Genomic DNA, 14,468 nt, shown 5'->3' with positions numbered 1-14,468 from the left:
GGTGGCAGCATCGGTCTGATCCGTTCCCATTGTTCTTTTGTTAATTCATAGCGTTTCATGCCCTTAGTTTTACATATTGCGTCCTTTTGTGCAACTTTTATTTTTCAAACAAGGCCTAATAGGTCTTCTTTTTTATATTTTAACTCACCCATCATTTGATACTGAGCATCGCGTACCAAAATAATATGTGCCAGCGGCAGCAACCAACCTTTTGCTATACAATTCTCCAGCAACCGCTCATTCGTCTCAGGTGGATATAAAATTTTGGGCATATATTGCAAAGAACGGATCTCATTGTAATAGGTTTGATAGATCGTATCTATTTCAGCTTTTAGTTGACCCAATTTATCATAGGATAGAACAGTGTGCTTATTTTCACGGTCTAAATCCGTTGCTCCCTTTGTGCGATACCGGGTATAAAGCGCTATTGATTCTTCATATTCCTTTAATGCTCTAAAAAAACTTCTATACTCATCGCTGAATTTGTTATAGCGCTTTAACTGATGATGGGGGCTGAACCCAAAATCATAATATTTTGTTCCATATGTGAGAAGGAAATGAAGCAACACCGCGAAGCGCTTTTTACTGGCGTTCGCCTCCGAGTCTTTTGCTGGACTTTTATAGAACTCCAATATCTCTAGCAACATCGGCAGATAGTCTCTCTTCCGTTGCTTCAGAGTACGATCGTCTTCATAAAAATTAAATCCATCAACCCCCTCCATGATTTTCTCTTGCATACTGTAGAAAGAGCAGAGATCGTCGTCCAGATTTTTGATCTCTCGGTAATCATAATAGTATTTTAGTCTCTTTTTCTCATCTGAAGTCAGTTCGAAAAATGGATCCTTTCGTTTTTGGTATTTTCGTAAGAAAATATAGTCCGTCACAACTAAACCCCTCTCTTCTTTTATTGCGGCAGTACGGCAATCATTGCTGTACTGCCGTTTTCAGCAATAGTTCCATCCGTACAGGGTGGGCTGGCCGGTTTCACCCAAAAAACTGAGCACGGAAACGGCGCTTGAACGCCAAAAGATTTCATTTCCGTGCGGTACTTATTCGCGTCCAGTCTTTAAAATAATACTTGCAAGATAAATAGAGACACGCAGAAGACATATATTTTGCACATTCAAAGGAGGTCACTTCAATGGACAAACTGCACAATTACATTATGGTACAGACAGGCAAAAAGACGGTCAGCTGGTACCGGGAAGTGGAAGGGCACCGTGGCGAAAAAACCTGTTGGGTTCCCCTGGATGAGTCCTTCTTCCGGAAAAAGATCACCTACTTCTCCCAGCTCCATGAAGCGGCGCGCGCCAAGCAGGTCAATCGGTTGATCGAAGAGGGCAACATCATCGCCAAAGTGAAACTCCCATTCGATCTGCCGCCGGCCAAAAGGCGGATCCAGCGTCCCGAGGGCTATCGGGAACGCTACAACAATACGGATCTGCAAACCGGCGCGCTGGTGTCTCTTCGATTCCTGGACCTATTTGGATCCGCAGAAACTGGGGCCATCCTGCTGGCCAATCTGCTGGGTGGGCTGCGCGCTACCGCTCTGCAGAAACAGGAACCCGATTTCCACGCAGCCGTGGCCCTAGACACGCCCAGCCCCGAAGCAGAGAAACTGCTGATTGATCTGCTCCGAACTACTTCAAACAAGACTCGATGGAGATCCAAGCATTACACCGCAAAGCGCAAGCTGGTACTGAACTACGCAAAAGCCTCATACGGATTCAGTCGCCACATCCAGGACTTCAGCACAGTGTGCTTCCCCATCAAAGAGCATACGAAGCTAAAAGTGCCCATGAGTTACCGGAATGCTGTGGCCACCGTTGTTCAGGCCGGCAGGAACAACCTGCTGGAGGCGGAACCCTATCTCTGTCAAGGCTGCGCAGTGTTGATCAACTGCTCCTCCGTCGAGTGGTGCCGGAGCAAGCTCCGGCCGGCAGCTTTGAATCACTACGATTCCCTGGTCTATCAATTCATACAAGAGCATCGAGCCCAGCTGTCTCTCATGCTGGCCTACTGGTGGTGCTCTGTGGATGGCAATTGGGCACCGTCAATTATCAAGCAGGCTCGGGCCAGTTTCGGAAAACCGGACAGCCGGTTTGTGAGCATGACGCCTGACCCTAAGCTATATCACAGGGCCATACTCCACCAGATCCTGCTCAGCTACCTGGCTTTCCTCCAGAATCAGCAAATGCTCCCCTCCGAGATGCTGGAGCCATATGCCGCCATGGTCAGGGGAGTATTTGTCCCGGAAATCCCTGCTGAGCCTGAGGCAGCCCCGCCCCGCTCGCTGGAGGATCCGGAGGTATTTCTGGAGATAATGAAGGAACTCTCCGGCAGTAACCCAGATCGCATTGCTTCCCTTGATCAATCGTTCAGCAGGCAGCATAAACATCTGGGTGCTTGGCGGGATATCTCCGGAGAACGGCATCTCATCATGCTGGAAGACACCTGGGCCAAGGAACTGGCAAAGGCGGCACGGAACACGGAAGGTGTGGACTGTTCTATCCTTCGCCACGACAACTGGACGGGTGAGATGCAGCGCCTGATGGCCAACGCCGGTGTCATCAAAAAACCGTCCGCAGGATATCGCTACCGCTACGACCTGCTGGGAGACGGTACCCGGGACCGTACTTACGTCGTGGCAATCCCCCAGCGGCTGCTCTGAAGGTGAGCAAACAGGCAGGCAAAGCTAATCATCCCCGGCAAAGCCATTTGCCCGCCCGTTTGCCAAGATAATTTAGCTGAAAAGTTATGAAAACAGTCAAATTATTGGATGGTGATTAGCAATGAGCAAGAAAAAGAAGCAGAAGAAGCGCGTCAAGAATCAAAAAAGCCCGGCAAAAAAGTCCTGCCTTTCCGGTGAGGCTATGTATGAAAATGCTGATGAACCGCTCGTAGAGGGGGGTTCAGGAGAAACGGCAGGTTTCCCTAAAAAAGGGCTCACATCCCGTTGCCCGAATGAGCACTGTGGCCGCATAGAGGAGAATGACTTCCACATTCAGCGACTGTGTACCATAATTATGGACCACATGAAGCAGATCTGCCGTGATCGAAAGATTCACTTAAATTACAAATATTGGAAGTCTATAACCTATGATGTACTTTCAGTGCAGGACACCAGCAGGCCGCTGGTCATTCCGGCGCGAGCGGGATCTGGTAAATCCACCTGGATCCAGGCCTTCCTGAATGCGGCTGCGAAGCTCTGGGAGAAAGAGGATACCTTGGTAGATGTGCTCGGCGGTATCCTGCTGGTGGTGCAGAAAGTGGAGGACCTGAACCGAATCACCCAAACGCTGCGGCATGATTGTAAGAGGCCGGACATTATGATCCCGGTCCAGGCATGGCACAGTTCCTCTGTACAGCATGGTTGGTGTATCAACGAGGATTCCCTGGAACACGGCCGTTGTATGGAAAAAAGCTGCCCTCATCAGGAGGATTGCCCCCGGAAACGCAGTGCGCAGGATGGATGTGGTGCTTACATCCTGGGTATCACCCAGGCCCGGTATCTGGATCTGTTGCTCCCTCAAAATGCGGCGGATCTGGCAGGGTATCTGGAACGGAAGACGGAAGATGTCCTTGTGCCCAGGCGGTTCATCCTCATTGACGAGAAAATCGAGTTGCTGCATATCGCCGCCTCCGCCATCAATACCAATGTGCTGGCCAATGCGCTGCTGGAACTGGATACTCAGCGCAACAGGCGGCCCGATCTGCGCAGGAGGATCGACTCTCTCGAATACAGATTCAGCTATTGTGTCCAGCATCACTTCTATCGGATATTCCAGCATGTGTACAATCACCCGGATAACAAGCACGGTGCCTGTACGCTCAAGCATGGACCATGTGACGAAATGGATACCCTGGTTGAGGACACACGAAACGGCATCCGCAGATTCCTTCAGGACTGCAGAAACCTGCCCCTGAGTCTAATGCCCAATTTGGGCCTGTGCCTAGATGTTGCGGAAGCCCTTGTGGAGGGGAGGTGTTTCTTCGATATCAACGGCGGAAAGGTCCTGTTCTGCCGCAAGCCTCTTCCCAGGCTGCCAGAGGAGGCAAAAACCATCCTGTTTGATGCGACTGCCGAGGTAGACCCCGATTATCCTGGGCTGTGGCACGGACATCTGTTGGACTCATCGCCGCCCCTGCATATGGAAAAATTATATTTTCATGTCTACACAGACAGGCGGCTCAAGGTCTCCATGCAGGCACTGCACAAGCAGGCTGCACTCCAGGGGTTTGCAGCTTTTCTCTCAGAACTGATCGAAGGCCTGCCGGGCAAGACCTTCCTATGTACCTACAAAGAGGACAGCGAAGCGCTGTTGCGCTTGCTATCAGAAAAGGCACGCAAGAAGGTGCCTGTCCATCCCGGTAAGCCGGACTGCGTTCCCTACTACGGCGGCAACAACGGCTCCAACTCTTTCAACGACTGTAGCAACGTCATACTGCTGGGGTATCCGCGTTTGGATCCCCAGACCTATTTCCGATACAGCGCCATTCTTGCAGAAGAGACCGGACGAAATAAGGCGCACCCCCTCAGTAAGCTGGAGGAGGACTACGAGGCCCGGCATCTGGCGGCCCGGCTGGAACAGGAACTCTACCGGTGCGCGATCCGCAATCCCAGCTGTGATAATGATATCCATGTATTCCTGTTCACGCCGCCGGAGCAGGTATCTGAGATTCTGCGCCATCGATTTTGGGGGTGCCACTGGGAGGGCTGTGAGGAATATCCCGAGGTCATTCGACAGATCAGTGGGCAGATGCGCACTTATAAGAATAAGCCCACTCACTTTGCCCGGCTGTCCGATTGGCTGGCACACTGGGAAGGAGGCGAGATCTATGTTTCGGATTTGAAAAAGCTGCTGGAGGTGCCAGATAACAGCTGGAAGGAGTTGATGAAGCAGGGGCGCACCAAGGAACTGCTACAAGCCAGTGGTGTCATCATCCAGGGCAGTGGCCGCTATCGCAAGGTGATACGAGAGAGGAAGACCAAAGCTGCATAGTTCCGGAAGTAAGCCAAATTCATTTGTATACTATAATTTGAGACACAAAAAGTATGTAATATCGAGGAGAAATTCACATGGCAAACAAGGAAACGATCTACAACATTGAACAACTGCCCATGGTGCTGCGAATCGATGATGTGGCCGCAGTCCTGAATATTGGGCGGAACGCAGCCTATTATCTGGTGCGTTCCGGACAAATCAAGCATCTTCGGATCGGCAATACCTATCGTATCCCTCGGCAGGAGGTCATGAAGTTCCTGGGCGAGAGTGCCTGATCAAACACGGAGGAGACATGGAGCAGTCCGTGTCTCCTCCTGATTTTACCAAAAACAAGGAGGAATTACAAGTTGGCTGGTAGAACCAAGGGGAGTCGGAGTGCCGCTGGGACCGGTACGATCCGGAAAAAGGCAGTAACAAAGAATGGAAAAACCTATACCTATTGGGAGGGGCGTTATACTGTTGGATTTGATCCGGGTACGGGAAAGCAGCGGCAACGCTCCATTTCAGGAAAGACCCAAAAGGAGGTAGCTCAAAAGCTGCGGCAGATCACCGCGGAAATAGACAGAGGAACCTACCAAGAGCCAGAGAAGATGACATTGAAAGAGTGGCTGGACATCTGGGTGACGGAATACCTGGGCAATACCAAACCCCATACCCGGAAGTCCTATATCAGTATCATCAACAATCATATCAATCCGGCCCTGGGTGCGGTGAGCCTCTCAGCATTGACGCCTATCCAGGTGCAGAGAATGATAAATGGGATTCGCAGCACCAAGCCTAGTATGCTGCACCAGAAGGTAAATCCCAAGACGATCAAAAATGTACACGGTGTCCTCCACAGCGCATTGAGTCAAGCAGTACAGTGCGGGCTGCTCCGGAGCAACCCAGCTGATCACGCAGTGTTGCCGCGACGGTCAAGGGCGGAGATACATGTGCTGGAGGCGGAGCGGATCACCGAATTTCTCAGGGCTATTGAGGGGCACCGGTACCAGTACCTCTATCTCCTGGACCTGCTGACCGGTATGCGCCAGAGCGAACTGCTTGGCCTGCAGTGGGAGGATATTGACTGGGAAAAGGGATCTATAACGGTCAAGAGGCAGCTCCAGTTTCTGGGCGGAAAGGAGGGTTATCGGTATACTACCCCTAAAAGTAACAAGCCCAGGATTATTGTGCTGCCTGATGCGGCGATCCGGGCACTGGAGAAACAGCAGGCTCTCCAGGATCAGTCGGCAGAGTTCTTCCAGGAGGGGTGGAGTAATCCTGAGCATCTGGTTTTTACCGATGAGCTGGGCGGGCACATCAAGCACGATGTGGTATACCGTAACCTGAAACGCATTTTTGCTGCGATGGGACTGCCGGATCTGCGCTTTCATGATCTCAGACATTCTTATGCCGTGCTGTCGCTGCAGTCCGGCTGTGATATCAAAACCGTTCAGGAGAACCTGGGCCACTATGCAGCGGCCTTTACCCTGGATACATATGGACACGTCACAGACCAGATGCGCCGGGAAGGCGCGGAAAAAATAAATCGCTTTTTGGATCAACTGGAGGAACAGGAAAAATAGAAATGCCGTAAAATGAACTCCAATCTGCCCATCAACAAGTATGCCCTGCTGAACTAACTGGGGTCTCCATCAGTACGGAGACCCCAGTTTTATTTGGCCAACGACTCCAGAAAAGAAATCAACGCCAGTTTCTGTTCATTTGTGAGCTTAGTAATTTCACGCAGCAATCGATCCTGCTCTGTGTCCTGTTCGGATGGGACATCAAAAAAATCCCGTAGGGAGATGTGTAGGGTATCACAGATTAGCTGTAGATTTTCCACCGAGATCCCTTTCTCGCCCAGTTCTACCGAGCGCAAGAAACTCTGAGAAAGCCCACACAGATTGGCCAGGCGGTTCGTGGTCCAGCCTGCGCTTTCGCGTAGCTCCATGATGCGTTGTCCTATCTCCATATCGATGCTCCCATCTGTTTTGCTATAACTTTAGCAAAATATCCTGGGATTATTTACATCTATAAATATATATGCTATTCTTTTAAATATATAAATGATCTCACAATTTTCACGGACCAGCGCAGAGTATCTGCTGATTAAGAAAGTGCCAAATACCTACAAACTTTAACTGAACAATTAGGTGATCTTATGTTCTGCTACAAATGTGGAAATGAATTATCTACAGGAATGCAGTTTTGCCCATTCTGCGGCTCCCAAGTCATATCGTGTAGTGTTCCGTCTACAAGCTCGCGCCTACAAATCACGGTCCCACTTTTTGGGCGCGAAATCCCATTCGATTCTACCATCGAGATCTATTATGAGATCCGAAGAGATTTTCTACAAATGGCAAAAGAAAATCATGATGAGTTTATAGAGGGGTTTTACGTTACTTATCATGATATGGACGGATTGGTGCGTGATCTCAAAGGCGATCTTTCGGAAAGACTTGGGGAAGGTATATCTTTGATTGACAGCGTACTTTCTAGCCTGAAGATATTTGGTGTTACTAACTCTGAGATACAAACTTATATTTCGGAATACTGCGATAATCTCGGTGCAGTGGTCGAAGAAATCACGGAAGAATACCACAAGATTCTTGCGCATCAGCAGGAAATGACTGAGTACCGGCAGATGCGAAAAGCTAGTCGTGGCCGCGTAGTAGGCGGTGGCTTTGGACTCTCCGGCGCAGTAAAAGGAATGGCTACCGCCGGCGCCATCAATATGGCAACAGGCGCATTGCATTCAATCGGGAATGCATTTGGAGAAATGGGGACAGCGATCAGCGCATCATCTGCCAAAGACAATCTCTTTCGCCGATCCAATATCAGGGAGAAAATTGGAAATGCGCTTATGACCGTTCTGTTTTATATGCACTATGCGTTGGTCGATCTGATTAATGCTCATCAGTCCCAATTTCATCTCTGTTCTTATACCGGCGCCGAGCTGGCCAAAGCCAATAAGATTCAAAGTGATCTGATGCAGGGAAACATCTCGGAATACGACATGGAGGATGCTGTCGCAACTATGTTGTGCGCGTTTCCCTTTAGCGCTACTCACTACAAAACGGCTGTTCAAGTATTACCTGGCCGGGTCAGTCAAATGGCAGACTTCGCCGCCTTCTTCGGGATTGATATCTATTCTATCTATACACAGTTAAAATTAGCGATAGCCCCAGCCGTACAGATCATGCAAGAATACCAAGGCGGCTTTTTAGACGATCTGATTTTAAATGATTTAGGTTATGATGAGTTCTGTTTAGCTGATATCAGTACAGATATGACAGATGCACTTGAATCCATCGAAGCTATATTTGATATTGCAAATGAGGAACAATTTTACTTCTTCCCTGCGTGTGATGCGGCAGCCGCTTCCCTTCTGAAAAATGCTCGTGATTGCTATGCCACTTATGGTCAGGAGACGCCGTTGCTTTTATACGATGCCACACTGATGAAAAGCGGAAAGAGTGGCTTTCTAATCACAGATAAACATATATATTTAAAAGACACAGGCGTTTCTGCTCAATTGACTCTTCAAGATGCGCTTCAAGATATCCATCAGAAAAAGAACGAGAGTAACGGTTGCAATTATCTGTATTTTGGGGAATACGGTATCCATCTCTTAAACGGTGCCGATATCGTGCAAGAGATGGTTTTAGGCGATTTTATAGAGTTTATTGTATGCATTATTATATTTCTTGCATCACTCCATCATACAAAGGATAACCTGTGGGATGCAATTGAATGGTATAACAGTCTGCCCAAGACAGATATTGAAATACAGGCAGCAGAGAAATTCGTTACATATTCCACAATGACAGCAGGAAGCAATACAAACCAAGTGCAATTTTGCTTTGAATGCGGAGCTGAAAATGAAACAGGTGCAAAATACTGTTCCGAGTGTGGTACACAGCTTTTATAATCCATAAAATATAAAAAGAAGGGAATCTTATGGCGATTGTGAATGGAAAATGCCCTCAGTGCGGAGCGGTCACAAAAGTAAACGAAACAAAAGAGACCGCATTCTGCACACAATGTGGGGATCAGATCAATGTACAACAGAGCATCTACTTACTAAAAGCAGCAGAGCGCGCCCGGCCTGATCATGCACAGGCCGGCCAAACGAACCATACCAGAACTACTACATCCCAGCGAAGAGAAAACCGGGAACGAGCGGCTGAAAAGCAGGTGATGGAAGCAGAAACACGGCAGAAGGTCTCCGACTGGCTTCAAATGTGTTCTACTGAACAGGATTTTTTGATGCTGCGTAAAAGGATCCTGGATATGGCACTCTCTGAACGTGAAAAAGGGATGCTTTTGTCAGTTCTGGACGAAATGACGAAGCAGAGGTTGAAGGACACTCTGAAAAAGGCCGCCGACTACAAAAGCAGCCTGGAATCGCCTGTGACCGGAATCATCGGTGCTATCGTTATCGCAGCTATTGGCTTGGCTATCAACTATTTCTTTTCCATGAAGTGGCCGGGCATCGTGTGCATGATCCTTGCTGTCCTTGCGCTTATCGGCTTTATCTCGGATCATTTTGATAAAAAGGGAATGGAAGAAAACAAAAAAGCCGCCGAGCTGATTGAGGAATATCGCAAACAAGGTTACAAATTATAAAGTTCTATCCTAACATCATTTTTGTACCTACTATTATTTAAAGCGAATAATCAAAAGATATGACTACAAGAGCCGATCAAAAACAGATGTGTCAAACGTGTTTTCCCTCTCCAAGTAAGCAATAAGGGAAACCATAAGGGAAAACAATCCCCAAAAGCAAAAAAGAAATCCTGTAACCCTTATGGTTACAGGATTTCTTCGTGGTACGCCCGAAGGGACTCGAACCCCCAGCCTTCAGAACCGGAATCTGACGCTCTATCCAATTGCGCTACGGGCGCATCTGACACGTTCTTTTAACGTGCCAGATTATTATAGCAACCATCCCTCTGTTTGTAAAGAGTTAATTTTGATTTTTCCTAAAAAACTTCCAGTCAGACCTTATTTACACTGCCCCCAGCAGCCTTGAGGCAGTGGCTGTCAGCAAACAAAGGCAGATTCCCAGCGCTGTTGGGATAACCACAGCCAGCACCGTCCATCTTACACTGCGTGTTTCCCGCGCGATGGTTAGGCAGGTGGTGGAGCATGGCCAGTGGAACAGAGAAAACAGCATGGTACACAGTGCTGTGGTCCAAGTCCAGCCGTTTACCACCAACAGTTCCCGAAGAGCCTCAAGGCTTCCCGTATCTTGTAAGGTTCCAGTGGACAGATAGGACATGAGAATGATGGGGATCACAATCTCATTGGCAGGGAAGCCTAATATAAAGGCCATCAAAATAGTGCCGTCCATGCCCAACAACCGGCCGAAGGGGTCCAGAAAACCAGTGCACCAGCCCAAGATGCTGGTTCCTCCTACAGTAATGTTGGCACATAGCCAGATCACCAAACCAGCGGGCGCGGCAACGGCGACCGCCCGCCCCAATACGAACAGCGTACGGTCCAGCACCGAACGGACCAGAATCTGCCCCACTCTGGGGCGGCGGTAGGGCGGCAGCTCCAGGGCGTAGGCCGACGGAATCCCCTTCAGCAACGTATTGGATAAGAGACGAGATATGCCGAAGGTCATAACCACGCCCAGCAGAATGGCCCCGGTGAGCAGCAGTGAGGATACCATTCCCTGCCACAACCCTCCTGCCGTACCCACAAAAAACATGGTGATCAGAGCAATCAGGGTTGGGAATCGCCCATTGCATGGAACAAAACTGTTGGTAAGGATGGCAATCAGCCGTTCTCGGGGAGAATCGATGATGCGGCATCCCACTACACCGGCGGCATTACATCCGAATCCCATACATATAGTGTATATAATAATGTAACAAAAACAGCCCTCCGGAAAGTCCGAAGGGCTGTTTGAGTTTATCATTCTTTAGATGACATATTGTCCCCCGCCTGATCCACCTTGGACTCCAATGCTGCGATCATCTTGGTGAGCCAGGCGGGAATGGGGGCCCCCAGAGCCCCGGCGTTCTCGATGATGGAACCCGCCTCGGTGAGGATGTACCAGATCACCACCAGGGGGCAGAGCAGCACCGTGTAAGTAAAGGGCAGCTCCACCCCCGGCACATGGGCCAGCAGGCGGCCAATGACCATGTCCAAAACGGCCGCCACAATGACGGCCACCACGCTGCCAAGCTTGTGCCAGATGCCGTCCCGGGCGGTCTTGCTGGACCACTTCCCCGCCCGCAGAGCGGCAGCGGAGCCGGTGGCGTAGTCGATGATCATGCACACGATCCAGGCCACCACCAGCCAGCCGAACCACCCCCACAGGGCGGTAAGGGCGGCACACACAGCGGCCACCGCCGCCTTGAAGGAATTGATGTGCTCCATGTCAGGCTCCTTTCTCCGGCAGCAGTCCAAGCCGGTCCAGCACCACGGCAGCCTCCTGACGGGTCAGCCCGTCCCGGGGCCGGGTGCCGTCGAAGATGCCGGCGGCAGCCGCCTTGCTCCACGCCTCCTTGGCCCAGGAATCCGGCTCATTGGGCTGGCCGCTCTCCTTGTCCGGCTCCTTGATCTCCAGGCCCAGATAGTCGCAGATCCCGGCGCAGGTGGCCTGGGCCAGCTTGTCCCGGTAAGTGGTATCTTTCAGCAGGGCCAGGTCCTGGGCGTTGGTGTGGAAGCCGTACTCCAGCAGTACCGCCGGGGCGGTGGTGGAGGCCAGCACTGTGTACAGCTCATGGGCCAGCCCACTCCCCCACAGCACCACACCGGCGGCGTGTATACGGTTGATGATGGCGGCCGCCAGCTTGTTCCGGGCTGCCGTCTCCGGGGGCGCGGAGGTGAAGGCCACAAAGCCCCGGGCAGAACTCCCAGCGGCGTTGGAGTGGAGGGAAACGAACAGATCGGCCCCCGCCCGGTTGCTTATGGACGCCCGTGCGCTGAGGCTGGGATAGTCACTCTCCTGCTCACGGGTGCCTACCACGGTAATACCCTGTGCCTCCAGCAGAGGCCGCAGGCGGGTATACATATCCCAGGTAAAGTCACATTCCCTGTAGCTCCCATCCAGGGAGCCGTTGACGCACCCTGGTCCATGTCCGGGGTCCAGGCATACAATAGGCTTGCTCACAGGCTTGTCCTCCTTGTCCGGCGGCGTCTCCGCCGTCTTTTTTGTCCAAACGCAGATCCAGTTGTGGACCTTCCGCGTAGCTTTGATCTGCTCCCCGGTAAAATCACACTGGGACGATCCTCCGCCATCCAGCATCATGGCCGAGTCACAGCCAAGGGCCAGCAGTTCCTGGGTCAGCGCTTCGGGGTCGCTTGAATCGCTGGTGCCGTCGCCGGAGCAATACAGCACCAAAGCGTCCTTTGTCATACCGATGGCAGACCGGCCGCGCACGCCGTCCTGTGCGGCGGCATAGGTCTTTTCGGGGTACTTTGCCCCGTCCTTGATGATAGGCGATACCGCCAGATAGTTGGGGCTGTTTTCCCAATCCAGGGTCATGTGGATATCCGTGTCCGTCCATCCATAGCCGTGAACATTGCCCCACGGCGTCTTGGACAGCAGCTTCCCTCCGACTTTGAGGCCAGCGCACGGGGAACCGTCCGGGTTCCACATACCGCCATTCAGTATGTAGTCCGCGCCGGTTTCGGCCTTGACTTCATCCAGAGATTTGCGGCAGTTGGTGACGATGATTTCAATCCGCTGGACCTGGCTCAGCTGGATGGATGCGATCCTTTTCACAGCATTCCCTCCACTTCCTCCCGCCACAGCGCGGGGACCTGCTCAAGCGTCCACAGACCGCGGCGGATGAGGTCAGCGTACAAATTAGCCATTGCTCATACCTCCCATCGCAGTCATCATCGCCACGCCGAGCTCAGCCACCGCCAGCTCCAGCGCGGTCAGACGATCCGGTTCAGTTGTAGGCGCAGGCTGCTCCTGCTGCAACCGGTTGAATTCCTCCATTTCCTCCGGGGTCATGTCTCTGGTTATGCCATTCACGCAGGTTTTCACCATTACACCGCCTTTCTCTTGCCATACAGACTGATTGCCGTACCAGCCGGCAACGGTACGCCATCAAAATTAGCGAATCGGAACATTGTGATATTTTGATTTACTTCGACAAGGTTTGCATAAATACCAGAGGTCCCAGAATAGGTAGAAGTATAATATAATTTAATATACCCAATCGATGCGTTACCTTCTGCAATTAAACTAAATTCATTCCCGTTCCCTATAGAGCGGTTTACATAGAATTTTGTATCAGCTGTGAAATACCAGTAATATACGGGGTTATTCAACATTTCCCCTTTTGGCAGTTTTACAGTCGCAATAGCCTCGCTTAAAACGAACGGCTGTCCTGTAGTATCTACATCAATTCTCCCAGACGTCACAGCCTGATCCAGCGTCATGGAGTTTATAAACTCCATTTCGCTGCCACCCCCGGCACTTTCACCCCACACGGCTTGTCCGCCCTGGGTCTGCAAGCTATAACCGTCAGGCAATCCTGTAGCAGGCGGCAGCACAGAACCGAGGGCCTGCTGGGCAGCTTCCTGGGCCACCCTGGCACTCTCTCCCGCCTGGGCGGCAGCGGCTGTGGACTTTGTCACAGCATCCCGTGCGTCCTCAGCATCGGCACTTACCTGTGCGCCCACCTGTGCAACCTGAGTTTGTGCCTCTGCCGCCGCCTGCGCGGACTGGGCCGCGTTTCCGGCAGCGGTCTCTACGGCCTGTTGGGCCTGTCTGGCCTGCTGGGCGGCATCCGCGGCAGCCTGAGCCTGGGCCGTGGCGGTCTGTACGCTGGTCTGAGCACTGCTCACAGCATCACTGGCAGATTGTGCCGCCTGTGTGGCGGCGGCGGCACTGTCAGCAGCGGTCTTGGCCAACTCGGCAGAGGCGGCAGCAGCGGCCCCGGCCTGCTTGGCGCTTCCCTGGGCGGCGTCTTGAGCTGTCTGAGCTTGTCCAGCCGCCTCCTGAGCCGCTTTGGCATTGTTGGCCACACCTTCTGCCGCGTTCTCCGCCTGCTCTGCCGCCGCCCCGGCCTCCTCCGACAGTTCCCTCACCCGCTGCTCCAGCTGCGTAAACTCCGACGGCACCTCGGGCCAATGTCCGTCGCCGGACAGGCTCTCCGGTACATATACCCGGAGTACATTGGTATGCCGCACCTTTTCTCCCTGAGTGGCCCTCAGTTGAAGAACATAGTACCCGGCCAGCGCCAGCATCTCAGATGTGAGCATTACAGACAGGCTGTTTTCCCCCTGGTTCAGGCGGATAATATCCAGATTTTTTCCGGCCTGCACCAGCAGATCCCAGGTCCAGCCCTCCGGGATGATCCCCTCCACTCTCAATTCCCGGGTCAGGTTGTCATACTGTCGGGCCAATACCTTTCCTTGGTTTAAAATGCGCCAGTTGTCAAACTTGATCATAGCACTACCTCCCACCTATAGCGGCTCTCATAAAAATGATGTATGTTTTCATAC

Annotated in this window: 13 protein-coding genes, 1 tRNA gene and 1 pseudogene; 6 read left to right on the top strand and 9 right to left on the bottom strand. The window is 51.7% G+C overall.

Going from position 1 to position 14,468, the window contains the following annotated elements:
* Positions 1-104: 104 nt before the first annotated feature.
* A complete protein-coding gene (locus B5G42_RS14600; protein WP_087271822.1) occupies positions 105-884 on the bottom strand; it encodes a hypothetical protein in 780 nt (259 codons plus the stop codon).
* Between the two features lie 257 nt (positions 885-1,141).
* Here B5G42_RS14600 and B5G42_RS14595 point away from each other — a divergent pair, with 257 nt between their 5' ends.
* From B5G42_RS14595 to B5G42_RS14580, 4 genes are all read left to right on the top strand, one after another.
* The gene (locus B5G42_RS14595) at positions 1,142-2,671 is read left to right on the top strand and encodes a hypothetical protein (RefSeq protein ID WP_087271819.1); all 1,530 of its coding nucleotides are present in this window, start codon (positions 1,142-1,144) and stop codon (positions 2,669-2,671) included.
* A gap of 556 nt (positions 2,672-3,227) precedes the next feature.
* The gene (locus B5G42_RS14590; RefSeq protein ID WP_140399862.1) at positions 3,228-5,003 is read left to right on the top strand and encodes a hypothetical protein; all 1,776 of its coding nucleotides are present in this window, start codon (positions 3,228-3,230) and stop codon (positions 5,001-5,003) included.
* Positions 5,004-5,080: 77 nt separating this feature from the next.
* Positions 5,081-5,281 carry a helix-turn-helix domain-containing protein gene (locus tag B5G42_RS14585; RefSeq protein ID WP_087271813.1) on the top strand — a complete coding sequence of 67 codons (201 nt, stop codon included), beginning with the start codon at positions 5,081-5,083 and terminating at the stop codon, positions 5,279-5,281.
* Between the two features lie 72 nt (positions 5,282-5,353).
* Positions 5,354-6,571 (top strand): tyrosine-type recombinase/integrase, encoded by a 1,218-nt coding sequence (locus B5G42_RS14580; protein ID WP_087271810.1) that lies wholly within the window; start codon positions 5,354-5,356, stop codon positions 6,569-6,571.
* Between the two features lie 89 nt (positions 6,572-6,660).
* Here the strand turns inward: B5G42_RS14580 and B5G42_RS14575 are convergent, their stop codons facing one another.
* A complete protein-coding gene (locus B5G42_RS14575) occupies positions 6,661-6,960 on the bottom strand; it encodes a helix-turn-helix domain-containing protein (protein ID WP_087271807.1) in 300 nt (99 codons plus the stop codon).
* A gap of 384 nt (positions 6,961-7,344) precedes the next feature.
* Here B5G42_RS14575 and B5G42_RS14570 point away from each other — a divergent pair, with 384 nt between their 5' ends.
* Positions 7,345-8,919, top strand: coding sequence for a zinc ribbon domain-containing protein (locus B5G42_RS14570; protein ID WP_162611118.1), 1,575 nt, complete (start codon positions 7,345-7,347; stop codon positions 8,917-8,919).
* A gap of 29 nt (positions 8,920-8,948) precedes the next feature.
* Positions 8,949-9,617: a hypothetical protein gene (locus B5G42_RS14565; protein WP_087271801.1), complete on the top strand. Its 669-nt coding sequence runs from the start codon at positions 8,949-8,951 to the stop codon at positions 9,615-9,617.
* Positions 9,618-9,818: 201 nt separating this feature from the next.
* Here B5G42_RS14565 and B5G42_RS14560 read toward each other — a convergent pair.
* The 7 genes and pseudogenes from B5G42_RS14560 to B5G42_RS14535 form a co-directional block, all read right to left on the bottom strand.
* Positions 9,819-9,895, bottom strand: a tRNA-Arg gene (locus B5G42_RS14560).
* A 104-nt stretch (positions 9,896-9,999) separates the two neighbouring features.
* Positions 10,000-10,854 (bottom strand): annotated as a pseudogene (locus tag B5G42_RS14555) (nucleoside recognition domain-containing protein); the annotation flags it as partial.
* Between the two features lie 59 nt (positions 10,855-10,913).
* On the bottom strand, positions 10,914-11,381 hold the full coding sequence (locus tag B5G42_RS14550; protein WP_087271795.1) for a phage holin family protein: 468 nt from the start codon (positions 11,379-11,381) through the stop codon (positions 10,914-10,916).
* A 1-nt stretch (position 11,382) separates the two neighbouring features.
* Positions 11,383-12,732 carry an N-acetylmuramoyl-L-alanine amidase gene (locus B5G42_RS18240; RefSeq protein ID WP_162611117.1) on the bottom strand — a complete coding sequence of 450 codons (1,350 nt, stop codon included), beginning with the start codon at positions 12,730-12,732 and terminating at the stop codon, positions 11,383-11,385.
* Positions 12,729-12,824 (bottom strand): CD1375 family protein, encoded by a 96-nt coding sequence (locus B5G42_RS18895; protein ID WP_255396435.1) that lies wholly within the window; start codon positions 12,822-12,824, stop codon positions 12,729-12,731. Before B5G42_RS18895 ends, B5G42_RS18240 begins: the two co-directional genes overlap by 4 nt.
* Positions 12,817-13,005, bottom strand: coding sequence for a hypothetical protein (locus tag B5G42_RS14540; protein WP_087271792.1), 189 nt, complete (start codon positions 13,003-13,005; stop codon positions 12,817-12,819). Before B5G42_RS14540 ends, B5G42_RS18895 begins: the two co-directional genes overlap by 8 nt.
* On the bottom strand, positions 13,005-14,414 hold the full coding sequence (locus B5G42_RS14535; protein WP_087271789.1) for a hypothetical protein: 1,410 nt from the start codon (positions 14,412-14,414) through the stop codon (positions 13,005-13,007). Before B5G42_RS14535 ends, B5G42_RS14540 begins: the two co-directional genes overlap by 1 nt.
* Between the last annotated feature and the right edge of the window lie 54 nt (positions 14,415-14,468).

The sequence above is a fragment of the Flavonifractor sp. An91 genome (assembly GCF_002159225.1).
GTDB lineage: Bacteria > Bacillota > Clostridia > Oscillospirales > Oscillospiraceae > Flavonifractor > Flavonifractor avicola.
Note: the sequence above shows the minus strand (reverse complement) of the source record. Positions and strands in the feature narration are given on the sequence as shown.